The organism is Amycolatopsis alkalitolerans (genome assembly GCF_006152065.1).
Taxonomy (GTDB): Bacteria; Actinomycetota; Actinomycetes; order Mycobacteriales; family Pseudonocardiaceae; genus Amycolatopsis_E; species Amycolatopsis_E alkalitolerans.
This window is the reverse complement of record NZ_VDFW01000012.1, coordinates 122,546-146,307: the sequence shown is the minus strand read 5'-3', so window position 1 is coordinate 146,307 and position 23,762 is coordinate 122,546. Positions and strand designations below refer to the sequence as shown.

The window sequence follows — 23,762 nt, the reverse complement described above, 5'->3', positions numbered from 1 at the left end:
GGAGGCCGCGATGTCCATCCGCACCACAGCCGCCGTCGTCGAAGCACCCGGCGCCGGTTTCACTCTGTCCGAAGTGGACCTTTCCGAGCCGCGCCCCGATGAGGTGCTGGTACGGCTCGTGGCCGCCGGCCTGTGCCACACCGACCTTGGCGTGGCCGCCGGTGCCCTGCCGTTCCCGCTGCCCGGTGTGCTCGGCCACGAGGGCGCCGGGGTCGTCGAGGCGGTCGGCTCGGCGGTAACCCGGGTCGCACCCGGCGACCAGGTCCTGCTGAGCTTCACCTCGTGCGGCGACTGTGCGGGCTGCCGCGACGGGCATCCAGCCTATTGCGACACCTGGCTGCAGCTGAACCTGATCGGCGGGCAGCGGCCCGACGGCACTTCACCGGTCTCCCGCGACGGCACCCCGCTTGGTGGGCACTTCTTCGGCCAGTCGGCATTCGCTCGGCACGCCGTCGCCGACGAGCGCAGCGTGGTCAAGGTTTTGCCGGACGCGCCGCTGGAGGTCCTCGCGCCGCTCGGCTGCGGCGTGATGACGGGGGTGGGCGCGGTGTGGCACGTCGCGGCGCCGTGCCCCGGCTCAACGCTGCTGATCACCGGGGCCGGGGCCGTCGGCCTGTCCGCGCTGATGGCGGCGACCCATTCGCCGGCGGGGCGGGTGATCGTCGTCGACCGGATCATCGACCGGCTCGCGCTCGCCACCCGGCTCGGCGCCACAGACGTGATCGACACGTCCGGGACCGAACTCGACAAGGTGGTCGAGGAAATCACCTGCGGCCGCGGGGTGGACGCCGTCATCGAGACGACGGGCAACGCGGATGTGCTCCGCTCGGCGATCCTCACCCTCGGCCCGCGCGGCACGGCCGTCATCGTCGGCGCGCCGCCGTTCGGCACCTGCGTACCCGTCGACGTCAACTTCATGATCCCCGGCCGCACGGTGACCGGCCTGACTCTCGGGGACGCCGAAACGCGGACGATGATCCCCGTGCTGGCCGATCTCGTCCTCGCTGGGCGGCTGCCCATCGGCGAGCTGATCACGCACTACCCGTTGTCCGAGATCAACACCGCGGTCGCCGACGTGGTGGCGGGTCGCACCATCAAACCGGTGCTTACGTTCTGAGCCCAAGTCCTTCACCTCGACCCTGCCCGGTCAGGGTGCGCTGCCCCGAGTCCTTGAACAGTCCCTTGCGGATGACGCCCACGTCGGTGGCGTAGTAGATGGTCAGCGTGACCTGTGGGTGGCTCCTGCCCGCTCGATGCCGGCACCTGGATAACTTGCCCTGTTGCTCGACGCGCTGGAGATCCTGCGTGACACCGGGCGGCTCGCCGGTAACGAACGTGAGGCGGCGTAAATCCGTGCGCTGCTCGCCGGTCGGACGCCCTGGTAACCGCAGCGGTCACTGCATCGCGAGGTCCGAGGGGTGCCGGGCCAATGGGGTGACGGTGACCGTCAGGTACGGGAACAGCGGGAGGCTCCACAGGATCTCGTGCAGCTCGTCGGCGGAGTCCACGTCGAAAACGCTGATATTGCTGTACTTTCCCGCGACCCGCCACAGGTGCACCCATTTCCCGTCCCGCTGGAGGTCGAGGGCGCGTGCCTTCTCGGTGGTGATGAGCTCGTCGCGGCGGTCCCGGGCGAGGTCGTGGGGGATGGCGACATCCATCCGGACATGGAACAGCATCGTCACGAGGCGGGATCGAGCACGAAGTCGTAGGTGACCTCGTTGCCGCCCGCGGCGGGTGCCGGGTCCAGGATCAGCTCGGGTTTGACCGCCGAGGCGATGTCGGAGTCCACGTGCTCACAGCCGCGGAAGTACAGCTGCGTGGTGATCAGCTCGTAGCCCTCTGCCGACACCTTCAGGTGCAGGTGCGCCGGGCGCCACGCGTGCCAGCCGGCCGCGGCGATCAGCTTGCCGGTCGCCCCGTCGGTCGGGATCTGGTACGGCGCGGGCTGGATCGTGCGGATGCGGAACCGCCCTTCGTCGTCGGCGATCACCGTGCCGCGCAGGTTCCACTCCGGGATCGCCGGCGCGAACTGCGAGTAGAACCCGCCGTCGTCGGCGTGCCAGATCTCGATCCTGGCGCCGCCGATCGGTGCACCGGAGCCATCGCGCACCTGCCCGGCGAACAGCAGCGGGGTGCCCGGCTCGCCGTCGCGCATCGGCAGGGTCGCGTCGCTGCCCAGCACGGGCGCGCCCGGCACGTAGTAGGGGCCCTCGATGGTGCCCTTGCTGCCCTGCCTGTTCTCGTTCGCGACCCGCTCGACCTCATGCTCCACGAACACGTCCAGGAACAGCGGCCATTCACCGTCCGCGCCGACCTGGATGAGCCACGACTTCAGCGCGTCGTACTCGGCGTAGGTCAGCTTGTGCTCGCGCACGATCCCGTGCACGGCCGCGAGGAGTTCCGAGACGAGCGCCGAGACGCGGTCGGTGCTGGTGTCCCCGCCAGCCTTCGCCTTCTTCCGGAAGACTTCCGTGGCCGACCTGCCCGAGGATGCGGCGGTCGCCTGCTGTGTGCTGAGCTGAGTCGTCATCGACCCTGTCCTTTCGTCAATCTTGCCGGTAATGTGCGAGTTTTTCCTCGTCGATCTCGATGCCGAGCCCCGGCGCCTCCCGGACCGGCAGCTGTCCGTCCGTTATGGACAGTGGCTCGGCCAGCAGGTCGTCGGTCAGGTCGAGGAAGTTGGACAGCTCGGCGGCCCGCCGGGAGGTCGGCTCGAAGGCGGCCGCGAACGCGGCACCGCACAGCGAACCGAGCTGACCGTCCACCTGGTTGCCCACGACGACCTCGACGCCGAGGCCCTCGCACAGGTGCAGGACCCGTTGCGAGTAGGTGAACCCGGTCCGGGCGGTCTTGATGCTGATGCCGTTCGCCGAACCGGCCAGCAGCTCCCGGGTCACCTCCGCGGGCCGGGTGGTGCTTTCGTCGCCGAAGATCGGGACGGGGCTGCGGCCTGCCAGCCACCGGCGGCCCAGCACGTCGTCGGCCGGGCACGGTTCTTCGGCGAACGCGAGGCCGAGATCCGCCATCGCGTTCAGTGCCCGTGCGGATTCGGACGCCGTCCAGCCACGGTTGCCGTCGACGTACAGTTCGGCGCCAGGGCCGAGCGCGGAGCGCAACGCCCGGCAGGCCGCCACATCCTGCTCGACCGGGCGCCTGCCGACCTTCACCTTGAACGTCGTGATGCCGTAGGTGCCGCGGATCCGTTCCGCCTCGGCGACCATCTCGGCGGCCGGGGCGAAACCGATCATATGCGCGACCCGGACCCGGTCGGTGTAACCGCCGAGCAGTTCGGTCACCGGCAGCCCGCACGACTGGCCGATGATGTCCCACACGGCCAGGTCGAGCGCCGCCTTCGCCACCGGGTTCCCGACCGTCCTGTTGAGACGGTGGTGCAGCCGTTCCCGTGCCAGCGGGGACAACCCGATCAGCTGGGGCGCGAAGATCCCGTCGATCACGGACCGCACGGAGCCCTGCGTCTCGCCGTAGGTGAACGGGCGGGGCGGTGCCTCCGCCGTGCCGACGATGCCGGTGTCGGTCCGCACGCGCACGAGCACGTGCTCGGCCACCGGCACCTCGCCGCTGGCGAACCGCAGCGGTTTGCGGTACGGGATGGCGAACGGGATCGCCTCGATGCTGTCGATCTTCACGTGGAGTCCCTAGTGTTCGGGCTCGTGAGCGGTGATCCGGGGGCTGACCACGACCGTGCACAGGAACAGGCATTCCGGGCACCAGCACAGGAAGTTGCGGTCCGCGCCTGCCCAGTACTCCTGCACGAACCCGCGCGCGCCCGCGAGTGAGTGCCCGCAGGACGGGCAGTGCTGCACGGGTGGTCCGAGCACGCGGGCGAGTTCGTCGGCCGCCACCGGTTTCACGACGGCACCTGGTCGCTGTAGCGTTCGAACAGCTTCTCGACGTCGTCCTTGATCGGGCTGTAGCGGGTTTGCCCGCCGGTGAGGAACTCGTGCCGGAACTCCTTGCCGCCGCCGAACTTCTCCTTCTCCTGCGGTAGCTCGATGAGCTGGTTGCGGGCCGGGTCCCGGTAGGTGCAGATGGGGTCGTCACCGGCCTCGACGCGGTCGATCTGCTCCTGGTAGAGCCGCCGGAGCACGATCACGCCGAGATCGGACCGGCCGAGGTGTTCCTCGCTGCGGTCGGCGATCGCGCCCTGGGTGACCCACGCGGTGATGTCCTGGCCGTCCACGTAGTCCCGGATGAACTCGCCGTGCTCGTCGTACAGCGGCACCTCGTACACCGGGATCTCCTGCTGCGGCGGGATTTCGCCGTCCTCGGCCGGGCGGTAGGTCTGGTACCACACATGCCAGGTGTGGGTGTCGTCGATGGGTACCCGGATCTGGAAGAAGTGCAGCCCGCCGCCGCCGATGCGCAGCATGCCGGGGAACACCAGGGGATGCCCGATCTTCCAGTCCTCGTCCTCCTCGGTCTGCCCCTCCAGCACGCGGCGTTTGAGGATGCCGTGCTCGAACACGTCGAAGGCGACCTTGACGTGTTTCTTGGTGAGCACCTGCAAGGGCGGCTCTCCGGCCAGTTCCTTCAGGAACGAGCCGTACCGGCCGTGCAGCCATTCGACGTGGTAGGGGTCGACCGAGTTCTCCATGATCTGCAGGAAGTTGCATGGCAGGTCGGCGTGCCCGATGTCGCGCCACACGTTGTCCCACACGAACAGGTCGTAGCGCGGTAGCAGCGGCGCGGGCTGCGGGCCGAGGTAGGCGAACACCAGCCCGCCCAGCTCCTGCACCGGGTAGGCGGTGGTCCGGACGCGGTCGGCGAACCCGCTGTCGCCGGGCTCGCCGGGCTGCTCTACGCACCGGCCGTCCACATCGAACAGCCAGCCGTGGTAGCCGCACCGCAGGCCGGCGCTCTCGGTGCAGCCCAGCGCGAGCGATGCGCGGCGATGCGGGCACTGCTCGGCGAGCAGGCCGACGCGTCCGCTCGCGTCGCGGAACAGGACCAGGTCCTCACCGAGCAGCCTGCGCCGCACGGGCTGCCTGCCCACCATGTCGTGGGTCGCGATCGGCCACCAGTAGCGCCGCAGCAGCTCACCCATCGGCGTGCCGCGGCCGACCCTGGTCAGCCGTTCGTTCTTCTCAGCGGTGAGCATGCTGCGGTTCTCCTTCATGCCAGGGTGCGGTGACGGTGGTGGGCACGACCAGTTCGACGGTGCGCCCGCGGTAGGTCAGCTCGGCCCGCCCGGCGCGGATCCGGATCAGGACGTCCTCGGTGTTCTCGGGCTCGCCGGGGTCGTGGCCGAAAGCCGCCGCCGCCACGGCGCGGATGCAGCCGGAATGCGTCGCGACGAACACCCGCAGTCCCGGCTCGGCGTGCGCGACGATCCCGTGCCAGAAGCGGCGGACGGCGACGGCCGCGGGCTCGAAATGCTGCACGGGCTGGGTGAGCCAGTAGGTGATCGGATCGTCGCCGGCGGCCTGGATGGTGAAGAACCGGTCGATCTCCGCGAACCAGCCGGGCCGCTCGCCGCCGCCGTCCCGGATGGACGCGTACGCGGCGTAGGCCTGTGTCGGGTCGAGGGCCTCCTCGTCGCACCACAGGCGGAAGTTGTCGAAGCGGGCGTCCACCGACGGCCCGGTGATCGCGAGCGTGCCGTTCGTGCTCAGCAGACCTTCGGCCAGCGCGGCCGCCGTCTCGGTGGCGCGGGCGGTCGGGGCATGCAGCAGGCGGACGGGTCCCGGCCCGGCGGCGAGCTGGGCGCCCTTGGCCAGCGACTGGGCACGGCCGCGCCCGGTCAACCCGAGATCCGCGTGGTAGCCGCGGGTCTCGCCGTGGCGGATGAGCCGCACTTCGCTGTGTCGGTCTTCGGACATGCGGGCCACGCTAGGAACGCCACCCCGGTCGCGGGAAGGCGATCGTTCGGCTCTCGCGAACGTTCCCCTCTACCGAACGCCGGACTTGAGTCAGGATGAGCGTGCTGCGACGGTCGCCGCAACCGCCCTCGCAACGACGCGAAGACCAAGGAGGCCGAAGATGTCCACGATCGTTCCCGTCGACGAGTTCGTCACCGACGAGTGGTACCCGGGTTTCAAGCCCGCGCTCGACCACGCACCATGGGTGGTGGAGCCGTTCCGGACGTTCTCGAAAGCGGACGAGGAACGGTTCTGGTTCCTTGACTTCCACTGGCCCAGGGGCCTTACCCCGATGGGGCTGATCTGGAACGAGGACGGCTACTCGTGGGGTACACAGCTGGCGGCGGAGGCCTTGCCGTTGCCACCCGGGCGGGGGATCACGCAGCGGATCGCGGGCACGCACACCTACGCGGCGGCCATCGACGTCACCGACGAATGGGAGATCGGCGAGCGCGCCCGCCGGATGCAGGCGAACCTGCCGCGGTTCCTGGAGAACTTCGAGTCGATCTGGGCGGACCGGCGGGCCGAAGTGGACAACTGGTGGGAGCACCTGCGTTCGGTGGACCTGAAGTCGCTGCCGCTGGCCGGGCTGGGCGGCTACCTGCGCAAGGCGCGCAAGTTCCACCAGCGCTCGTTCGAGATCCACTTCGAGGTGATGTACCCGTTGCTGGCCAACTACGTCGGGTTCTACGGCGCGTGCACCGAGATGGGCATCGACCCCGGCGAGATCGCGAAGTTCCTGCAGGGCTACGACACCAAGATCATGGAGACGGACCGGGCCCTGAACGAGCTGACCCGCCAAGCCCGTACCGCCGGGCTGTCCGAGGTCTTCGCCGCCACCGACGCGAGCAAGCTGCGCTCGAGCCTCGCCGCGCACGGCGGGGCCGCGTCGGAGTGGCTGACGAAGTTCGACGACTTCCTGCGGGTCTACGGCTATCGCACGGAAGGCTCGTGCGATATCGCGCTGCCGTCCTGGATCGAGGACCCGACGCCCGCGCTCGGCATGGTCAAGACGTTCCTGCAGAAGGACGGAGACCACGACTTCGCGGCCGCCCGCCGCGCGGCGATCGAGGAGCGCGAGGCGGCGATCGACGCGGCGCGGTCCCGGCTCACCCGCGAGGAGCAGGAGGTCTTCGAGGCCGGGCTCGCCTCGTGCCAGGCCGCGAACTTCCCGTGGTGGCAGGACGATCACAACTACTACATCGATCTGCGCGTGTCGCTGCCGATGCGCTGGGCCTGCCAGCAGATCGCCGAAGCGGTCGGCGCGGACGCGAGTGACGACACGATCTTCCTGTTCTGGCCCGAGCTGATGCAGGTGGCCGACGGGGAGCGCAAGTACGACGAGTTCCGGAGCCTGGTCACCGCGCGGCGGCAGTACTTCGACCACTGGTACCAGCGCCGGGCGAGCATGCCCAAGGTGCTCGGCACCGTGCCGGAGGCGGTCACCGATCCGATCCTGATCGAGATCTTCGGCCTCAACCAGCATTTCCTGAAGGCGGTGCAGGCGGCGGGCACCGACACCGAGGTCAAGACGCTCACCGGCGTTCCGGCGGCGAAGGGCAGCGCGCGGGGGACGGCGCGGGTGCTGACCGACGCGGACGAGCTGCACCGTGTCCAGCCGGGTGAGATCCTGGTCTGCGAGTCCACGTCGCCGAACTGGACCCCGGCGTTCGCCAAGATCGCCGCGTGTATCTGCGACGGTGGCGGCACCCTTTCGCACGCCGCGATCGTCGGCCGCGAGTACGGGGTGCCGACCGTGACGGCCGTCGGCCTCGCCACCGTCGTGATCAAGGACGGGGACGAGGTCGAAGTCGACGGCACGAACGGGACGGTGACGGTGTTCCGGCACGCGGAGGCGACGGCATGAGGGCGGTCATCGATCTCGACGACCTGACGCCCGGGAACGCGACCGTGGCAGGCGGGGCGAAGATCGGCAGGCTGGTCGAGATGGCCGCGGCCGGGGCGGAGGTGCCGAAGGGTTTCGTCGTCGGCGTGGACGCCTACCTGCGGCACTGCGCCGAGTCCGGTCTGGACGTCGTCGTCGACGGGGTGCTGGGCGAGCTGCCGCCGGAGCCGTCCGGCGCGGAGGTCGACGCCGCGTCGGCCGAGATCCGCGCCGCCTTCGCGGGCGCCGCGCTGCCCGTCGATCTCGCCAAGGCGATCGCCGACAGCTATGAACGGCTGTGCGTGCGGTGCACCGACATCAACCTCCCGGTCGCCGTGCGCAGCTCCGCGACGGGGGAGGACGGGAACCACTCGAGCTTCGCCGGCATCTTCGACACCTACCTCGGCGTCGCCGGGCCGCAGGCCGTGCTCGAATCGGTGCGCGACTGCTGGGGCAGCCTGTTCACCGCGCGGGCGCTGGCCTACCGGCACTCGGGTGGGATCTCGCACCGCGACATGCCGATGGCCGTCGGGGTGCTGGAACTCATCCACGCCAGGTCCTCCGGCGTGGCCTTCTCGGTGCACCCGGTCTCGGGCAAGCGCGACCGCATCGTCGTCGAGGGCTCGTGGGGCTGGGGCGAGGCGATCGTGCAGGGCCTGGTCACCCCCGACCACGCCGAGATCGGCAAGGCCGACCTGCGGGTGCTGCGCTACGACACCGCCCGCAAGGACGTCGTGTCCGCGTTCGACTTCCAGGCCGGCCGGGTGGTCGAGCGCGAAATGCCGCCGGGGCTGCGGGAAGCGCGCGTGCTCGACGACGAGGAGCTGGGCGCGATCGCCGAAGCGGTGCGCCGTATCGAGGAGCAGTACGGCCACCCGGTGGACGTCGAATGGGTGGTGTCCAAGCACCGCGCGCCCGGCGGTCCGGTGCACATCGTGCAGTCCCGGCCGGTGACGGTCGGCGCCGAGGACGAGCAGCCGCAGGGCTGGAACCCGGCCGCGTTCGCCGCCAAGTACGCCTTCCAGGGGAACCGATGAAGCTCCTCGTGCGGGCCATGACCTGGGAGGCCGACGGGGTCCTCTCCGTGGTGCTGACGGAGCCGGACGGTGTCCCGCTGCCCGCCTGGGAGCCCGGCGCCCATCTGGACCTCGACCTCGGCGACGGACTGGTCCGCCAGTACTCGCTGTGCGGGGATCCCGGTGACTGGACGCGTTACGAGGTGGCCGTGCTGCGCGAGGAGCGCAGCCGGGGCGGCTCGCGGTACGTGCACGAGACGCTGCGGCCCGGCCAGTTGGTCGAGGTCCGCGGCCCGCGCAACCATTTCCGGCTCGAGGACGCCGAGCGGTACGTGTTCATCGCGGGCGGCATCGGCATCACGCCGATCCTGCCGATGCTCGCCGCCGTCGCGGATTCGGGGCAGCCGTACCGGCTGCACTACGGCGGGCGGCGGCGCGCCGGTATGGCCTTCACCGGCGCACTCGCCGAGTACGGGGACGCGGTCCACCTCGCCCCGCAGGACGAGGTCGGCCTGCTCGATCTGGACACCGCGCTCGGCGACGCCGGGCCCGGCACGCTCGTCTACTGCTGCGGTCCCGCGCCGCTGATCGACGCCGTCGTCGAGCGGTGCCCGCCGGAGCTGTTGCGGGTCGAGCGGTTCGCCGCCCCGGAACGCGAGCCTCTGCCCGCGGGCGCGGTCGAGGTGGAGCTGGCGCGGTCCGGCCGCACCGTGCTGGTCCCGCCGGACCGCTCGATCCTCCAGGTGCTGCTCGACGAGGGGGTCGAGGTCGCGAACGACTGCCGGGACGGGATCTGCGGCAGCTGCGAGACCAAGGTCATCGCCGGGGAGGTCGACCACCGGGACCACGTGCTGACCGACCGGGAACGCCGCGAGGGCGCCACCATGATGGTCTGCGTTTCGCGAGCGTGTGGCGGGAGGCTGGTACTGGACCGATGAGCGGAGGCTGGACGCACGGCGGCGGGCGAGGTGTACTCGACGCCGTGGCAGACAACGGCCTGCGGTCGGTGACGATCGCGATGGACGTGCTGGAGTGCTTCACCAGCACCGAGGAGAACGGTGCCTCGGACATCGCCCGCCGCCTGGGCATCGCCAAGAGCACGGCGAGCCGGATGCTGTCCACACTGGCCTCCGGCGGCCTGCTCGAACGCCGCGCCGGCGGCCGGTACCGGCTCGGGCTGCGCCTGTTCGAGTACGGCCAGCTCGCCACCGACCGGTTGCTGCTCAAGGAGATCGCGCTCCCGGCGCTCGCGGACCTGCGGGACCGGCTCAGCGAGACGGTGCAGCTGGGCATTCCGCTGGGCGCCGAGGTGCTCTACGTCGACCGGCTCGAGGGCACCCACGGGCTGCGGTTCCACACCGAGGCGTTCCGGCGCGTGCCCGGCCATTCGTCCAGTTCGGGCAAGGCCATCGCCGCGTTCAACCCGTTCGTCGCGCAGGCAGTGCTGAACGCGGGCTTCTGCCGCCACACTCCGTACACAGTGGTCGATCCGGAGCGTTACCGCACGGGACTGATCGAGATCCGCGAGCGCGGCTGGGCCTGTTCCGAGGAACAGTTCGAGGTGGGCCTGTCCTCGGTCGCGGCGCCGATCCTGGTCACGCGCAACGGGATCACGCGGGCGGTCGGCGCCATCTCCGTCGCGGGTCCCACTTCCCGCGTGCTCGGCGCGCGCAAGGACACCGTGGTGACGAGTGTGCTCAGGGTGACCAGGAAGCTCTCCGCGACGCTGTCCCGCGTGGACGTCGAGAGCTGAGCTCGCAGGGAGGCGCCATGCCGGCCGTCAGCATCCGGACCTCGGACCCCGATGAGGCGTGCGGCCGGTGCGGAGAGGTGTATTTCCCGCACCGGCTCACGGTGCTGCACGACCCCGCGACGTTCCGGATGTCGTTGTCCGCCACGAGAATCGGTCCCGTCTCCGCCGGGCTGCTGTCGTATGCCGGGGAAGTGCGCCTGACCACGGGCGAGCTGGAGACCGGCTACGAGATCAACGTTCCGCTGGACGGCGTGCTGTACACCAGGACCTCCCGCGGCGAGGTCTGCGCCGACCCCGGGCTGGCCGCCGTGTACAGCCCGGACACCGCCGCGATGCTGCACGGCTGGGCGGGCGGCGGCAGCCTGTTCGGGCTGAAGATCGACCGGGCGGCGCTGGAAACGCAGCTGGCCGACCTGATCGACGCGCCCGTCCGCTCGGGAGTGCGGCTCGACGGGTCCATCACGCTGCGGCAGGGTCCCGGACGTCAGTGGTGGGCACTCGCCCGGTCGCTGGTCGAGCTGGCCCGCGAGCCGGACGGGCCGCTGTCGCGGCCGATGGTGGCGCGCCCCTTGGTGCAGAGCGTCATCACCGGGTTGCTGCACGCGGTCGAGCACCCCTATCGCGACAGGCTCGTCACCTGCCCGCGGCGGCCCCCTCCCGAGTCGGTCCGCCGGGCCGTGGAACTGCTGGAAACCGAGCCCGAACTGCCGTGGACGGTGGTGGACCTGGCTCGGCGGAGCGGCCTGAGCACCCGTGCCCTTCAGGAGGGATTCCTCCGGCACGTGGGGCGGTCGCCGATGGCCTACCTCCGTACGGTGCGGCTGCGCCACGCCCACGCCGACCTCGTGGCGGCCGATCCGGCGCGGCACACCGTCGCCGGGATCGCGGGCCGCTGGGGTTTCGTCCACTTAGGACGATTCGCCGCCGCCTATCGCGAGCGCTACGGCAGCGCGCCCTCGGAGACGCTGCACCGGCTCGGCTGACGCCGCGCGAATCGGCCAGCCGGGCCGCGCGTAGCGGATCGACCCGGGTCGGCGGCGCTCCTAGCGTTGACGGGCATACCAGACGCAAAGGAGGGTCTGATGACCGTTGCCGCTTTCGACTTCAATCCCATGGTCAGCCCGCACCGGGAGGATCCGCACCTGTTCTACCGGGCGGCACGCGAGCGGGCGATCACGCTGAGCCCGTCGATCGGCGCCTACCTGGTCAGCCGCTACGCCGACATCAAGACCGTGCTCGAGGATCCGGGCACCTTCTCCTCGGCCGCGGCCCTGCCGATGATCTACGACAACCCGCCCGAGGTCGTGGCCGAGTTGACGGCGGGCAACGTGCCGGAGACGACCATGGTCGTCAACGAGGACGAGCCGCGGCACAAGCAGATGCGGGGGCTGTTCGACGCCGGGGTCAGCGGGGCGCGGGTCCGCACGCTGCTACCGCTGATGAAGCAGCGCGCGAACGAGTTGATCGACGGGTTCACCGGCGGGAGCGCCGATCTCGTGGCCGAGTACGCCATCCCGTACGTGCAGACGATCATCAGCGCCGTGATCGGCTTCCCGCCCGAGGACACCGCGCGGATCCAGGCGTGGACCGACGACGTGACGACGCTGTGGAACCCGCTCGCGCCAGTCGGGGACCGGGTCGCCTCGGCGCGCCGGCTCGGCGACTACACCCGGTACCTGCAGGCGCAGATCGACGACCGCAAGGCGGCCCCGCGCGACGACATGATCTCCGCGCTCGTCCACGGCGCGAACGGTTTCCCCGGCTTGACCGATGACTACGTGCACAACATCATTCGCGGCGCCGCGCGGGTCGCCGGTTTCGACACGACCCGCGACGCGATCACCGCGACCGTGCTCGTCGCCTTGCAGAACCCCGATGTCGTCACCAGGATCGCCGAGGACCCCACCCGGACGATCATGAAGGTGACCGAGGAGGCGCTGCGCCGCGACGCCCCGCATCGCGGGCTGTTCCGGGTCACCACCCGCGAGGTCGAACTCGGTGGCACGGTCCTGCCCCAGGGCTCGGTCCTGCTGCTGTTGTTCGGCTCGGCGAACCGCGACGAGACGGTGTTCGGCGACCCGGACGCGGTCGATCTGGACCGGCCGAACGCCCATGACCATGTCGCCTTCGGCAAGGGCCTGCACACCTGCCCTGGCGCACCACTGGCCCGCGCCGAGATCAGGGTCGCGTTGCAGACCCTGTTCGAGCGCCTGCCCGGCCTGCGCCTTGCCGAGGACTATGAGCCGACCTACATCGCCAGCTACTTCTTCCGCGGGCTGGAGTCGTTGAAGGTGTGCTGGTGAGGGTCGCCGTCGTCGGTGCCGGGCCCGCCGGGCTGTACACCGCACAGTCGCTTGTGGACGCCGGCGCCCTGGTCGACGTGATCGACCGGCTCGCCGCGCCGTACGGGCTGGTGCGCTACGGCGTCGCACCCGACCACATGCGGATGAAATCGGTGGTGAAGGTGCTGCGGAAACCGTTCACCGCAAGCGATGCCGGGTTCATCGGCAACGTCACGGTCGGCCAGGACCTGTCGCTTGCCGACCTGCGCGAGCACTACCACGCGGTGGTCTACGCGACCGGCTGCCCGCTCGACCGGTCGCTGGGCATCCCGGGGGAGGACCTCACCGGCAGTATCGGCTCGGGCCGGTTCGTCGGCTGGTACTGCGGGCATCCCGACGTCGCCGGGTTCACCCCGCCGCTGGAGGATCCCGGCGCCGTCGTGATCGGGGCCGGGAACGTCGCACTGGACGTGACGCGCGTGCTGGCCGTCAGCCCGGATCGGTTGCGTGCCACGGATGTTCCTGACCCGGTACTGGCCGCGCTTGCCGCCAGCCGGGTCCGCGATATCCACGTGGTGATTCGCCGCGGGCCGTGGCACGCCAGGTTCACCCCAGCCGAACTCCGGGGTCTCGGCGAACTGGACAACACGCGGGTGCTGGTGCACGACGACGGGACGCTGACGCGGGCCGACCCCGCGGGGCTCGACCTGCGTCAGCGGCAGAACCTGCAGATCCTGCGCGAATGGTCCGCCCGCGAACACGGTTCCGGCGACCGCCGGATCCATCTGTGGTTCCTGCGTACCCCGGTGGCATTGCGCGGCGACGACCGGGTCCATCGGGTCGTGGTCGAACGCACGAGAGTCGAGCACGACCGGGTCGTTGCCACCGGCGAGCAGGACACGCTCGCGGCCGGACTGGTCGTCCGCGCCATCGGCTACCGAAGCGGGCCGGTGGACGGGCTCCCGTTCGACACCGTCACCGGCACCGTGCCCAACGAGCGCGGGCGGGTCGCGCCCGGCCTGTATGTCGCGGGCTGGCTCAAGCGCGGGCCCAGCGGCGTGATCGGCACGAACAAGGCCGACGGCGCCGAAACCGCCGCGGCCGTGCTGGAGGACCTGCCACACCTGTCCGATCCCGCCCATTCCGCAACCGAGCACCTGCGCCGGGTGCTGGACCAGCGCGGCGTCCGGCACACCGACTGGCCGGGGTGGTTGCGGATCGACGCCGAAGAAAGGCACCTGGGCTCCAGTCGGGGGGCCGAGCGGATCAAGGTGTGCCGTCGCGGCGCCATGGTCCGCCTTGCCCGTGCCGCACACTTCGCGTCAACCTGAGGAGGAACACCGCCGTGCACATCCTGACTGTCGCTTATGGACACCCGAGTGATCCCGGCGCTTTCGACGACTATTACGAGCGCACGCACCGTCCACTCGCCGAGAAGGTACCGGGCCTGGTGGCCTTCGCCGCGCGGCACTGCGCACCGGCGGGCGACGCCGAACCGCCGTACTACCTGATCGCGGAGCTGTCCTTCCCCTCAGCCGAAAGCTTCACAGAGGCACTCGGTTCACCGCAGGGACAGGCCGCGGCCGCCGACATCGAGAACTTCGCAGACGGCGGCGTAACCCTCTTCGTCCAATACGACTAGCGGAGTCGAGATGCCCTACGTGATCTCCGAGCCCTGCCTCGACGTCCTCGACAAGAGCTGCGTCGAGCAATGCCCGGTCGACTGCATCTACGAAGGCGAGCGGATGCTCTACATCCACCCCGAAGAATGCATCGACTGCGGCGCCTGCGAAGGGGCTTGCCCGATGGAAGCCATCCGGCACGAGTCCGCGGTGCCCGAGCGGTGGCACGACCACATCGACGCCGGCCGTACGTTCTTCGAAACCCTCGGCTCGCCCGGCGGAGCGACCGCCGTCGGCAAGACCGCCAACGATCCCGACTGGATCAAGAACCTCGGCCCGCGGCAGGGCAGCGCCGGGGACCGGGGCCAGTCGCGCGTTTGACCACGATCCTCTCCACTGTGTTGTCGAGTCCGGCGACCCGCGGCGCGTCGACGAGCTGTTGCTCGGCTGACCCGGAATACCCGCCGGGTGGCCGGCGTTGCCCACCGTCGACGACAGCACGGTTGCAGAGGGGACATCGCCTTGGCCACGGGTACACAGATCCTGCTCATTTCGGGCAGTACGCGGCACGGCTCGACCAACACCGCGGCGCTGCGGACCGCGGAGCGGATCGCGCCCGACGCGGTCACCACCGTGCGCTACGACGGGTTGGACAAGCTGCCCGCCTTCAACCCCGACGACGACCACGACCCGCTCCATCCGGCCGTGGCTGATCTCCGGCAGCGGATCGCCGGCGCCGACGCCGTGCTGTTGTGCACCCCGGAATACGCGGGGGCCCTGCCCGGCGCCTTCAAGAACCTGCTCGACTGGACGGTGGGCGGTTCGCAGATGTACCGCAAGCCGACCGCGTGGATCAACGTCGCCGCGCCTGGCCGCGGGCTCGGTGCGCACGACTCGCTGGCCACGGTGCTGGGCTACCTCGACGCGGCGATCATCGAACCGGCCTGCCGGTCGATCCCCGTGGCCCGGGAGACGGTCGGCGACGACGGCCTCATCACCGATTCGGCGACACGCGAGCAGATCGCCGGCGTGCTGAGCGCCATCGCCGACCATACGCGCCGGCAGCGCGTCCCCTGACCGCGGCTCGCAGCGCAGCCCGGTCGCGAACGTCGGCACCACGCGGCGGTCCAGCAGAAGTGAAGTAGTCTCGAACAACGGCTGCACCCGGCTGAGCCGCCCCAAGCCCCAGCCACGGAAGACCGGTGCGCGGTGCCGTCAGACCTCGGGCCAGCCGGGGAAAAGTGCCGGGGTGCCGGCGAGTTCGGCCTTGGCGATCGAGCGCAGGTGCACCTCGTCCGGACCGTCCAGGATGCGCATCGCGCGGTGCCAGCCGTACATGGCGGCCAGTGGGGTGGCGTCGGAGACCCCGGCGCCGCCGTGCACCTGGATGGCCCGGTCGATCACCTGGGTGGCGACGCGCGGCACCGCGACCTTGGCCATGGCGACGAGGGTGCGCGCCGCCTTGTTACCGGCCACATCGATCTCGTGGCAGGCGCGGTGACACAGCAGCCGGGCCTGTTCGATCTCCATCCGCGACTCCGCGATCTGCTGGCGCACCACGCCCTGGTCGGCCAGTGGAGCGCCGAATGCGATCCGGTCCTTCGCGCGCCGCACCAGTAGCGCCAGCGCCCGTTCGGCGGCGCCGAGCGCGCGCATGCAGTGGTGGATGCGGCCGGGCCCGAGCCTGGCCTGCGCCGCGGCGAACCCGCCGCCCTCCTCGCCCAGCACGTTGCTCCGCGGCACGCGTACCCCGTCGAACCGGACCTCGGCATGGCCGTGCTGGTCGTGGTGGCCGAACACCGGGCGGTCGCGGACCACGGTGACGCCTGGCGTGGCACGCGGCACGAGCACCATCGTCTGCTGGCGGTGGACCGGCGCGGCCGGATCGGTCTTGCCCATCACGATGAACAGCGCGCAGCGCGGGTCCATCGCGCCGCTGGTCCACCACTTCCGGCCGGTGATCAGGTAGCTGTCGCCGTCGCGTTCGATGCGGGTCGCGATGTTCGTGGCGTCGCTGCTGGCGACCTCCGGTTCGGTCATCGCGAACGCGGAGCGGATCTCGCCGTCCAGCAGGGGCCGCAGCCACTCGGTGCGCTGTCGCTCGGTGCCGGCCAGGTGCAGCAGTTCCATGTTCCCGGTGTCCGGGGCGGCCCCGTTGATCGCCTCCGGGGCCAGGTCGAGGCTCCATCCGGACAGTTCGGCGATGGGCGCGTATTCCAGCTGCGTCAGTCCGGACTCGGCAGGCAGGAACAGGTTCCACAGACCCTCGGCCTTCGCCTGTTTCTTCAGTTCCTCCACCACTCGCGGCACGGTGTGGCTGTCCGGTCCGGCGGCCGTGCGGTCGGCCAGGTACTCGGCCTCGGCGGGCAGCACCCGCTCCCGCATGAACCGAAGCATCCGCTCGTGCAGCTCGCGGGCCCGCTCGGACGGTGCCGGCAGCGCGTAACCAGTCATGAACGACTCCTGAACAGAACCGATCGATTGTTCGGTGAAACAGTACGTTTCAGTCAGCGGCCGCGTCAACGCCGGCGGTTCCCCGTCGGGCGCGCACGATATCCAACGCGAAGTCCACATACTGCGCCGCGACCGCCTCCGGGGTGAACCCGCCGGATGGCGACCACCACTGCGGCAGGGCGGTGCACAGCGTGACCACCGCGCGGGCGGCCTCGCGGGGCAGGGGAGTGGCCATCAGGCCGCGGCGGCGGCCCTCCAGCACCTCGTCGTCGACCATCCGCTGCACGTCCCGGCGGGCGGCCACGATCCTGGCCCGGTCCGGCTCCTCGACACTGCGCATCTCGCTGGCGCCGATGAACCCCAGCTCGCGCCGATACGTGTGGAACAGCGCCAGGCACTCGACCAACCGGACCAGCCGCTCGACCGGTCCGTCGCCTTCGGCCCGCGCCGCGCGACACCGCCGGCGCAGGTCGTCCATTGTCAGGTCGAGCAGCGCGATCAGCAGTCGCTGCTTGGTCGGCCAGTGGTGATACACCCCGGCCACGGACAGCCCGGCCCGTTGCGCCACGTCCCGCACGGCAGCACCGTGGTAACCGAGCTCCACGAACGCCTCCAGCGCTCCGGCCAGCGGCTGGGCCAGCTGGAGCGGCGGGAAGTCGCGCCAGTCCGGGTCGGCGGGCACGTCCGTGGCCGATGGCTCGCGGAGCCGCGCCGGATCGGTGCGCAGTAGCACGGCGGCGGCCGCGAGCCGGTCGTCGGTGATCCTGGTCAGCCCGTTCTCCACGGCGCTCCAGGTGCCGATGCTGACGCCCAGCGAGCCGGCGACGTCCCGCAGGGTCAGCCCGGCCGTGCGCCGCGCCGCGCGCAGCCGCATGCCCAGCGACTCGCGGTCGCCGGCCGGCCCGCGTGTTCCCGGCACCTCTCGGCTCCTTCCGGTACGGGGTGAACCGGTGGCCTTGACAGCCGGCGACCCCTGCGCAACAGTACAGGCACATTTGTTCAGCGCCACCGTACGTTCACTCTGTTTCAGACAGGATCCCCGTGCGCGCTTATCTGTTGGAGTCTTTCTCCGGGCCGTCCGGGTTGCGACTGTCCGAACGCGACACACCGGAGCGGGTGGCGGACCGGTTGCTGGTCCGGATCGGCGCCATCGGCATCAACTTCCCGGACTTGCTGCTGACCAGAGGCGAGTACCAATACAAGCCGCCGTTGCCGGTGGTACCGGGCTGCGAGCTGGCCGGGTACGTGCTGGCCGCGCCGGAGGGCTCCGGCTTCACGCCGGGCGACGCGGTGGCCGGGTTCGTCTGGTCCGGTAGCTACGCCGAGGTGGCCGCCGTGCCGGTGACCTCGATGGCGCACCTGCCCGACGGGATGCCGCTGGACGTCGCCGCCGCGACTGTGGTCAACTACCACACGGTCCATTTCGGACTGATCGAACGGGCCGGACTCCTTGCCGGCGAACAAGTTCTGGTGCTCGGCGCGGCTGGCGGGATCGGTACGGCGGCCGTGCAGGTGGCCGCCGGGCTGGGCGCGCGGGTCATCGCCGGAGTGGCCGACGACCGGCAGTCCGAGGTGGCGCGGCGGGCCGGGGCGCACGCCACCGTGCGGCTGGACGAGGGCTTCGCCAAGGCTGTCCGCTCCGAGTCCGGCGGCGGGGTGGACCTGGTCGCGGACCCGCTCGGTGACTGGCTGTTCCTGGAGGGGCTGCGCTCACTGCGGCCACGCGGGCGGCTGGTGACCATCGGGTTCGCCGCAGGCAAGATTCCCGAGGTGAAGGTGAACCGCTTGCTGCTCAACAACATCGCGGTGATCGGCGCGGCGTGGGGCGCCGCGCTCGACCTCGACCCGGGGTTGCTCGCGCGGGGCAGTGCGGCGATCACCGGCCTGTGGCGCGACGGCGGCGTCAACCCGGTGATCGGCGCGCGCTACGGCTTCGAACAGGTCCCGCAGGCACTGGACGACCTGGCGCACGGCCGCATTCCCGGTAAGGGCGTGGTCACCGTCGGACAGCCACCGGCAGGACGAGACGGCGTCAGAACGCGGTAGCGCACCGGGCCGTCGCGCTCACGGTACGCGGTCCAGCGGGCGATCGTTCCAGCGCGAGCGCACCACCGCCGCCTGAGAACGCAGCATCGCCACCAACTGCCGGGCGGCCGGGGCGGCCGGGGTGTCCGCACGCTGGATCAGCGTCAGCACCAGTTCGGGTAACACGATTCCCTTGCCCAGATCGCGAATCAGCGTCACCCGCGACGTCGGCGCCCGCAGCGCGGCCGACCTGGGCAGGATCGCCAACCCGACCCCCGCGCCGACCATGATCATCGCGGTCGCCGTGTCGTTCGTGTGGAACACCGGTTCCAGCTGAGCCCCGGGGAACAGGGTCTCCGACGCGGCCGCGAAAATGAACCCGGACCCGTGGGAGATCCACGGCTCTGTGCGCAGCTCGCTGATCCTGACATTTCCGTCGGCGAACCGGTGATCGCTTGGCACGCAGAGCACCAGCGATTCCCGGCACAGGTCCGCCGTGGTGAGGTCCTGCAACCAGGGCGGCCGCGTGTCCGGAGCCCGGCCGATGACTCCGAGGTCGAGCGCACCGACCACGAGCTCGTGCGCCACCGCCTCGGAATCCGATTCCCACAGCTCCACGGCCACATTCGGCAGAGTGTTGCGGAAAGTCGGGATCACCTCGTGCAGCAGGACCCGGATGGCGGTCGGCACCGAGCCCAGCCGCACCCGCCCGGTGTGCAAGCCGCGGATTGCGGACGCCTCCTCGGTCACGGCCCGCTCGGCGGCCAGCAGCCGGTGCAGCTGCGGCAGCAGGCGCACGGCGCTCTCGGTCGGCCGCACTCCGGATCGGGTGCGGACCAGCAGGACGAGGTCGAGTTCCTCCTCCAGCCGCTGGATCTGCTGGCTCAGCGACGGCTGGCTCAGCCCGAGCTTCTGCGCGGCACGACGGACCGATCCCTCCGCGATCGCCGCGTCGAGGTACTGGACCTGCTCGATCCGCATCTTCGCATATTAGTCACGCTGAGGGCTTCGCGAAAGCCTTCGCCTATCACAGTGCCAGTCACGAGAGTATTCCACGATCAGCGTGCCCGCGGTCATAGTGGCCACGCGGGTGCGCGATCGGAGGTACCGAACCAAGTGAGAACACTGGAAAGCGCGTCAATGGAATGGCTCGCGCGAATAGGTGTCGAGGTACCGCGCACCATCCGGGTCACCGATGCGGAGGGCCTTTCGGCCGTTCGGGCCGCGATACCGGCGCCCTGGGTACTGAAACCGGATACCGCCGAATCCGGGAAAGGGCTGCGCGGCCAGGTGTTCGTCTGCCGGGACGAGGAAGCACTGGCCGCCGCGTTCACCGACGTGCACACCGTCTCGGACAGCGGCGCGGTCGTCGCGGAATACGTCGAGGGCTCGGAATGCTACGCGTCGATCGGTCTCGACACCGGTCACGGCGGCGCGGTGTTGCGGGTTTCCCGTTCGGGCGGGGTCGGTTTCGACGCCTCGACCGCGGTTACCGTGCCGATCTCGATGACCCGCGGCCTCACCGGCTACGAGATTGGTACGGCATTGCGCGACGCCGGTGTCGAACCGGCACTCACCCGGCCACTCAGCCGCGCCGTGCAAGCCATCTGGCAGGCGTTCACCGTGTCCGAGGCGACCCTGATCGAGGTCAACCCATTCCGCTGGAACGGTGAGCGGCTGGTCGCGGTGGGCGTGGCGGTCGAGTTCGAGGACTACAGCGGCTGGCTGGCCACCCGCTACCGGCCACGGGGCCTGTCGCCCGCCACGCGGCCCCGCACCGCCCGCGAGGAGGCCGTGGCGAACGCGGACGCCGCCTTCCCGGACCGGCCGTCGGTGAAGTTCTTCGAGCTGGACGGCGACGTGGCGGCGCTGGTGGTCGGCGGCGGCGCCGGGCTCGTGGTGCTCGACCGGCTCGTCGACCTCGGCCTGCGACCGTCCTGCTACGTCGACGGCAGCCCCGGCGCACCACAGAGCAAGCTGGTCGAACTGATCGCCGCCGGACTGTCCACACCGGATGTTCGCGGCGGGATCGTCGGTGCGGTGGTGATGAGCCTGATGGACACCCGGGAGCTGGCCGAATCACTGGTCGCCGCGCTGGACCGGACTTCCTATGACGCCACGGAAAAGCCGTTGGTCGTCCGGATCGCCGGACCGAACGAGGAGGAATCCCGGAAGCTGCTGGGCGACCGGGCGCCCGCGGTGACGTTCGTCGGCAGGGAGGCATCGTTGGACGACGCCTGCGGCATGCTCGCCGGCGCACTCGACGCGCGCACACCTCGAGCCGAGGGCGCCTCGTGATCCGGGAACTGATGTCCGGCGGGCCCGGACTTCTCGTCCAGGGCATCACCGGCCGCCAGGGCACGATGGAAACGGCGTGGATGCTGCGATCCGGCACCCGGATCAGTTGCGGTGTCACCCCCGGCCGTGGCGGCGGCGAGGTGCACGGCGTTCCGGTGTACGACTCGGTCACCGACGCGGTCGCCGCGACCGGGGCCACCGTGTCGATGAACTACGTGCCGGCGCCGCTCGTGCCGGACTCGCTGGTCGAATCGGCCGAAGCCGGGATCCGGCTGACCGTGGTCAGCGCCGAGAACGTGCCACTGCACGGCTTCCTGCGCGCCGCCGAACACGCCCGCGCGCGCGGTATGCGCGTTGTCGGGCCGAACAGCCAAGGCATCGTGGTGCCGCAGGTCGGCCGGTGGGGCTGCCCGGGAGGCGACGATCCGTGGGAGCGGTTCGCCGCCGGTTCGGTCGGCGTGGTGTCCCGCAGCGGCGGTATGGCGTCGGAGATCAGCCTGTACCTGCGGCAGTGGGGAATGGGCACGAGCGTGCAACTGGGCCTGGGCGGCAGCCCGTTCGTGGCCACGTCGATGGTGGACGCGGTGCGGATCGTCGAGGACGACCCGAAGACCGAGGCGGTCGTCGTGTTCGGCGAACCGTCCGGCCATCAGGAATACGACCTGGCCGGCGCGATCGCGGCCGGGGCGGTCCGTGTCCCGGTAATCGCGCTGATTCCTGGTCGCGCCACCGAAACACTGCCCAGCACCGTCCCGTTCGGGCACGCCCCGATGGGCCGCCTGCTCACCGACACGGCCGCCGGCAAACTCGACGCGCTGCACACTGCCGGTGCCCGCTTGGCGCACAGCTTGGACGAACTGCGCGCCCGGTTGATCGACGTACTCGGACCGATGGAGCACTCATGAACGCGCCGATCGGCGGGAATCGCCCGCAGGAGCCCGCCACCAGAAACGTGCCGGTGGGAACCAGCGCCGCGGGCCCGAACGGGGAACCCTGGTGGGTCGCCCAACTGAAGTCCCGCAGCTGGTTCGCCGAACAGCTCGGCGGCGCCGACAAGGTCGCCCGGCAGCACGAACGCGGCCGCAAGAGCGTGCGCGAACGGATAGACCTGCTCGTCGACCCGGGCACGTTCCGGGAGATCGGCAAGTTCACCGGTGCCGCCGAATACGACGCCGAGGGCAACCTGCTCAACGTGACGCCGTCGAACGTGGTGACCGGAACCGGTCGCGTCGGCGGCCACGAGGTGGTGATCGTCGCGGAGGACTTCACCGTCCGCGGCGGGTCTTCGGAGTCGACCAATCCGGACAAGTGGCAGTACGCCGAGCGGCTGGCGCTGGAATACCGGATGCCGCTGGTCCGGCTGGTGGAAACCGCGGGCGGCAGTGTGAACCTGTTGAAGCAGATGTCGTCCACGAAGATTCCGGGCTACCGGGACTGGCCGTTCGTCGCTCAGCTCGGTTACGTGCCCGTGATCGGCGTGGCACTGGGCGCGGCCGCCGGACTGGGCGCGATCCGCGTGTGCGCCAGCCATTTCTCCGTGATGACCGAGAACACGTCGTACGTGTTCGCCGGCGGCCCCGCGGTGGTCAAGGCGGCGGTGGGCGAGGACGTGACCCCGCACCAACTCGGTGGCTCGCAGGTGCACGCGCGCGGCTCCGGCGTGGTGGACAACGAAGCCGCCGACGAGGCGGGCGCCATCAGCCAGGCCCGCCGTTTCCTGAGCTACTTGCCGAGCAACGTGTACGAGACGCCGCCGGTGGCCGAGTCGTCCGATCCGGTGGACCGCCAGGACGACTTCCTCGCCACCGTCATCCCCGGCGCGAAACGCCAGGCGTATGACATGCGACGGATCCTGAAATCAGTGTTCGACAAGGACAGCATCTTCGAGATCGGCCGGTACAACGGCAGGTCGGAGATCACCTGCCTGGCGCGGCTGGGCGGCCATCCGGTCGCCGTACTGGCCAGCGACCCGATGCACATGGGCGGCGCGCTCACCGCACAGTCGGCCGAGAAGCTGATCCGGTTCGTGGACATGGCCGATTCGTTCCACATCCCGATCATCAATTTCGTCGACCAGCCGGGCACGATGGTGGGCACCACGGCCGAGGCCGCCGGCGCGGTACGCAAGGGAATTCGCGCGCAGATGGCGATCGAACAGGCCGGTGTGCCGTGGGCGACCATTTTCGTCCGCCGGGCGTACGGATTGGCCGGTTCGGCGTATGCGCCGCTGTGCCGCGCGATCAACTGGCGACTCGCATGGCCGACCGCGCACTGGGGCTCCATTCCCATCGAAGGCGGGGTGGAGGCGGCATACCGCCGGGAACTCAGCGAGGCTGCCGATCCCGAGTCACTGCGGAAACAACTCTACGCCGAACTGAGCCCCATCGAGAACCCATTCCTGACCGCCGAGCGATTCGCGATACAGGACATCATCGACCCGCGCACCACCCGCCCGCGGCTATGCGAATGGATAGTTCAGGCATACCGTCTGCTCCCCGAACTACTCGGTCCCGTTCGCCGGACCATGCGCTCGTGAGCACTGCCG

Annotated in this window: 24 protein-coding genes; 15 read left to right on the top strand and 9 right to left on the bottom strand. The window is 70.4% G+C overall.

The annotated features are described in order from the left end of the window. The first annotated feature begins 10 nt into the window (after window positions 1-10). The gene (locus tag FG385_RS16175) at window positions 11-1,117 is read left to right on the top strand and encodes an NAD(P)-dependent alcohol dehydrogenase (RefSeq protein WP_139097567.1); all 1,107 of its coding nucleotides are present in this window, start codon (window positions 11-13) and stop codon (window positions 1,115-1,117) included. Window positions 1,118-1,394: 277 nt separating this feature from the next. Here the strand turns inward: FG385_RS16175 and catC are convergent, their stop codons facing one another. Genes catC through FG385_RS16145 form a run of 6 tightly spaced genes read right to left on the bottom strand, consistent with a single transcriptional unit; the run spans window position 1,395 to window position 5,843 of the window. Further along, on the bottom strand, window positions 1,395-1,679 hold the full coding sequence (gene catC, locus FG385_RS16170; protein ID WP_139097587.1) for a muconolactone Delta-isomerase: 285 nt from the start codon (window positions 1,677-1,679) through the stop codon (window positions 1,395-1,397). A gap of 2 nt (window positions 1,680-1,681) precedes the next feature. Next, on the bottom strand, window positions 1,682-2,533 hold the full coding sequence (gene catA, locus FG385_RS16165; RefSeq protein ID WP_139097566.1) for a catechol 1,2-dioxygenase: 852 nt from the start codon (window positions 2,531-2,533) through the stop codon (window positions 1,682-1,684). Between the two features lie 16 nt (window positions 2,534-2,549). Beyond that, entirely contained in the window at window positions 2,550-3,650 is a 1,101-nt protein-coding gene (locus tag FG385_RS16160) for a mandelate racemase/muconate lactonizing enzyme family protein (RefSeq protein ID WP_139097565.1), read from the bottom strand. Between the two features lie 9 nt (window positions 3,651-3,659). Then, a complete protein-coding gene (locus FG385_RS16155) occupies window positions 3,660-3,875 on the bottom strand; it encodes a hypothetical protein (protein WP_139097564.1) in 216 nt (71 codons plus the stop codon). Next, window positions 3,872-5,122: an aromatic ring-hydroxylating dioxygenase subunit alpha gene (locus FG385_RS16150; RefSeq protein ID WP_139097563.1), complete on the bottom strand. Its 1,251-nt coding sequence runs from the start codon at window positions 5,120-5,122 to the stop codon at window positions 3,872-3,874. Before FG385_RS16150 ends, FG385_RS16155 begins: the two co-directional genes overlap by 4 nt. Then, window positions 5,109-5,843 carry a histidine phosphatase family protein gene (locus tag FG385_RS16145; RefSeq protein WP_139097562.1) on the bottom strand — a complete coding sequence of 245 codons (735 nt, stop codon included), beginning with the start codon at window positions 5,841-5,843 and terminating at the stop codon, window positions 5,109-5,111. The genes FG385_RS16150 and FG385_RS16145 overlap by 14 nt, the downstream gene beginning before the upstream one ends. Before the next feature lie 160 nt (window positions 5,844-6,003). On the opposite strand from FG385_RS16145, the gene FG385_RS16140 reads away from it, so the two are divergent. The 10 genes from FG385_RS16140 to FG385_RS16095 all read left to right on the top strand — a co-directional run bounded on the left by FG385_RS16140 (window position 6,004) and on the right by FG385_RS16095 (window position 15,517). Continuing rightward, window positions 6,004-7,749, top strand: a complete 1,746-nt coding sequence (locus FG385_RS16140; protein WP_139097561.1) for a PEP-utilizing enzyme — start codon at window positions 6,004-6,006, stop codon at window positions 7,747-7,749. Continuing rightward, a complete protein-coding gene (locus FG385_RS16135) occupies window positions 7,746-8,804 on the top strand; it encodes a PEP/pyruvate-binding domain-containing protein (protein WP_139097560.1) in 1,059 nt (352 codons plus the stop codon). Before FG385_RS16140 ends, FG385_RS16135 begins: the two co-directional genes overlap by 4 nt. Next, entirely contained in the window at window positions 8,801-9,721 is a 921-nt protein-coding gene (locus FG385_RS16130; RefSeq protein ID WP_139097559.1) for a PDR/VanB family oxidoreductase, read from the top strand. Before FG385_RS16135 ends, FG385_RS16130 begins: the two co-directional genes overlap by 4 nt. Before the next feature lie 44 nt (window positions 9,722-9,765). After that, the gene (locus FG385_RS16125; protein WP_235022595.1) at window positions 9,766-10,536 is read left to right on the top strand and encodes an IclR family transcriptional regulator; all 771 of its coding nucleotides are present in this window, start codon (window positions 9,766-9,768) and stop codon (window positions 10,534-10,536) included. Between the two features lie 17 nt (window positions 10,537-10,553). Continuing rightward, window positions 10,554-11,519 carry an AraC family transcriptional regulator gene (locus FG385_RS16120; protein WP_139097557.1) on the top strand — a complete coding sequence of 322 codons (966 nt, stop codon included), beginning with the start codon at window positions 10,554-10,556 and terminating at the stop codon, window positions 11,517-11,519. A gap of 99 nt (window positions 11,520-11,618) precedes the next feature. Beyond that, window positions 11,619-12,839, top strand: a complete 1,221-nt coding sequence (locus tag FG385_RS16115; RefSeq protein ID WP_139097556.1) for a cytochrome P450 — start codon at window positions 11,619-11,621, stop codon at window positions 12,837-12,839. Further along, window positions 12,836-14,149: an FAD-dependent oxidoreductase gene (locus tag FG385_RS16110; protein WP_139097555.1), complete on the top strand. Its 1,314-nt coding sequence runs from the start codon at window positions 12,836-12,838 to the stop codon at window positions 14,147-14,149. Before FG385_RS16115 ends, FG385_RS16110 begins: the two co-directional genes overlap by 4 nt. A 14-nt stretch (window positions 14,150-14,163) precedes the next feature. Then, complete coding sequence (locus tag FG385_RS16105; RefSeq protein ID WP_139097554.1) at window positions 14,164-14,460, top strand: EthD family reductase; 297 nt, start codon at window positions 14,164-14,166, stop codon at window positions 14,458-14,460. A gap of 10 nt (window positions 14,461-14,470) precedes the next feature. After that, on the top strand, window positions 14,471-14,821 hold the full coding sequence (gene fdxA, locus FG385_RS16100; protein ID WP_139097553.1) for a ferredoxin: 351 nt from the start codon (window positions 14,471-14,473) through the stop codon (window positions 14,819-14,821). A gap of 141 nt (window positions 14,822-14,962) precedes the next feature. After that, complete coding sequence (locus FG385_RS16095; RefSeq protein WP_200834483.1) at window positions 14,963-15,517, top strand: NADPH-dependent FMN reductase; 555 nt, start codon at window positions 14,963-14,965, stop codon at window positions 15,515-15,517. A 138-nt stretch (window positions 15,518-15,655) separates the two neighbouring features. Here FG385_RS16095 and FG385_RS16090 read toward each other — a convergent pair whose 3' ends face one another. Further along, window positions 15,656-16,894, bottom strand: coding sequence for an acyl-CoA dehydrogenase family protein (locus tag FG385_RS16090; protein WP_139097552.1), 1,239 nt, complete (start codon window positions 16,892-16,894; stop codon window positions 15,656-15,658). A 49-nt stretch (window positions 16,895-16,943) separates the two neighbouring features. Then, a complete protein-coding gene (locus FG385_RS16085; RefSeq protein WP_235022594.1) occupies window positions 16,944-17,813 on the bottom strand; it encodes a TetR family transcriptional regulator in 870 nt (289 codons plus the stop codon). A 122-nt stretch (window positions 17,814-17,935) separates the two neighbouring features. On the opposite strand from FG385_RS16085, the gene FG385_RS16080 reads away from it, so the two are divergent. Next, entirely contained in the window at window positions 17,936-18,940 is a 1,005-nt protein-coding gene (locus FG385_RS16080) for an NADPH:quinone oxidoreductase family protein (protein ID WP_139097551.1), read from the top strand. A gap of 18 nt (window positions 18,941-18,958) precedes the next feature. Here the strand turns inward: FG385_RS16080 and FG385_RS16075 are convergent, their stop codons facing one another. Beyond that, a complete protein-coding gene (locus tag FG385_RS16075; protein ID WP_139097550.1) occupies window positions 18,959-19,900 on the bottom strand; it encodes a LysR family transcriptional regulator in 942 nt (313 codons plus the stop codon). A 135-nt stretch (window positions 19,901-20,035) separates the two neighbouring features. Between FG385_RS16075 and FG385_RS16070 the strand changes: the two genes are divergently transcribed. From FG385_RS16070 to FG385_RS16060, 3 genes are read left to right on the top strand one after another with little or no spacing between them, the layout of a single operon-like run. Further along, complete coding sequence (locus tag FG385_RS16070; RefSeq protein ID WP_139097549.1) at window positions 20,036-21,217, top strand: ATP-grasp domain-containing protein; 1,182 nt, start codon at window positions 20,036-20,038, stop codon at window positions 21,215-21,217. Beyond that, on the top strand, window positions 21,214-22,122 hold the full coding sequence (locus FG385_RS16065; RefSeq protein WP_139097548.1) for a succinate--CoA ligase subunit alpha: 909 nt from the start codon (window positions 21,214-21,216) through the stop codon (window positions 22,120-22,122). The genes FG385_RS16070 and FG385_RS16065 overlap by 4 nt, the downstream gene beginning before the upstream one ends. Next, entirely contained in the window at window positions 22,119-23,753 is a 1,635-nt protein-coding gene (locus FG385_RS16060) for an acyl-CoA carboxylase subunit beta (RefSeq protein WP_139097547.1), read from the top strand. The genes FG385_RS16065 and FG385_RS16060 overlap by 4 nt, the downstream gene beginning before the upstream one ends. The last annotated feature ends 9 nt before the right edge of the window (window positions 23,754-23,762 follow it).

Excerpts from the sequence above, each read along its gene's own strand:
- FG385_RS16175 (WP_139097567.1), top strand. The coding sequence starts at position 11 with ATGTCCATCCGCACCACAGCCGCCGTCGTCGAAGCACCCGGCGCCGGT.
- catC (WP_139097587.1), bottom strand. The coding sequence starts at position 1,679 with ATGCTGTTCCATGTCCGGATGGATGTCGCCATCCCCCACGACCTCGCC.
- catA (WP_139097566.1), bottom strand. The coding sequence starts at position 2,533 with ATGACGACTCAGCTCAGCACACAGCAGGCGACCGCCGCATCCTCGGGC.
- FG385_RS16150 (WP_139097563.1), bottom strand. The coding sequence starts at position 5,122 with ATGCTCACCGCTGAGAAGAACGAACGGCTGACCAGGGTCGGCCGCGGC.
- FG385_RS16145 (WP_139097562.1), bottom strand. The coding sequence starts at position 5,843 with ATGTCCGAAGACCGACACAGCGAAGTGCGGCTCATCCGCCACGGCGAG.
- FG385_RS16140 (WP_139097561.1), top strand. The coding sequence starts at position 6,004 with ATGTCCACGATCGTTCCCGTCGACGAGTTCGTCACCGACGAGTGGTAC.
- FG385_RS16135 (WP_139097560.1), top strand. The coding sequence starts at position 7,746 with ATGAGGGCGGTCATCGATCTCGACGACCTGACGCCCGGGAACGCGACC.
- FG385_RS16130 (WP_139097559.1), top strand. The coding sequence starts at position 8,801 with ATGAAGCTCCTCGTGCGGGCCATGACCTGGGAGGCCGACGGGGTCCTC.
- FG385_RS16120 (WP_139097557.1), top strand. The coding sequence starts at position 10,554 with ATGCCGGCCGTCAGCATCCGGACCTCGGACCCCGATGAGGCGTGCGGC.
- FG385_RS16115 (WP_139097556.1), top strand. The coding sequence starts at position 11,619 with ATGACCGTTGCCGCTTTCGACTTCAATCCCATGGTCAGCCCGCACCGG.
- fdxA (WP_139097553.1), top strand. The coding sequence starts at position 14,471 with ATGCCCTACGTGATCTCCGAGCCCTGCCTCGACGTCCTCGACAAGAGC.
- FG385_RS16090 (WP_139097552.1), bottom strand. The coding sequence starts at position 16,894 with ATGACTGGTTACGCGCTGCCGGCACCGTCCGAGCGGGCCCGCGAGCTG.
- FG385_RS16075 (WP_139097550.1), bottom strand. The coding sequence starts at position 19,900 with ATGCGGATCGAGCAGGTCCAGTACCTCGACGCGGCGATCGCGGAGGGA.
- FG385_RS16060 (WP_139097547.1), top strand. The coding sequence starts at position 22,119 with ATGAACGCGCCGATCGGCGGGAATCGCCCGCAGGAGCCCGCCACCAGA.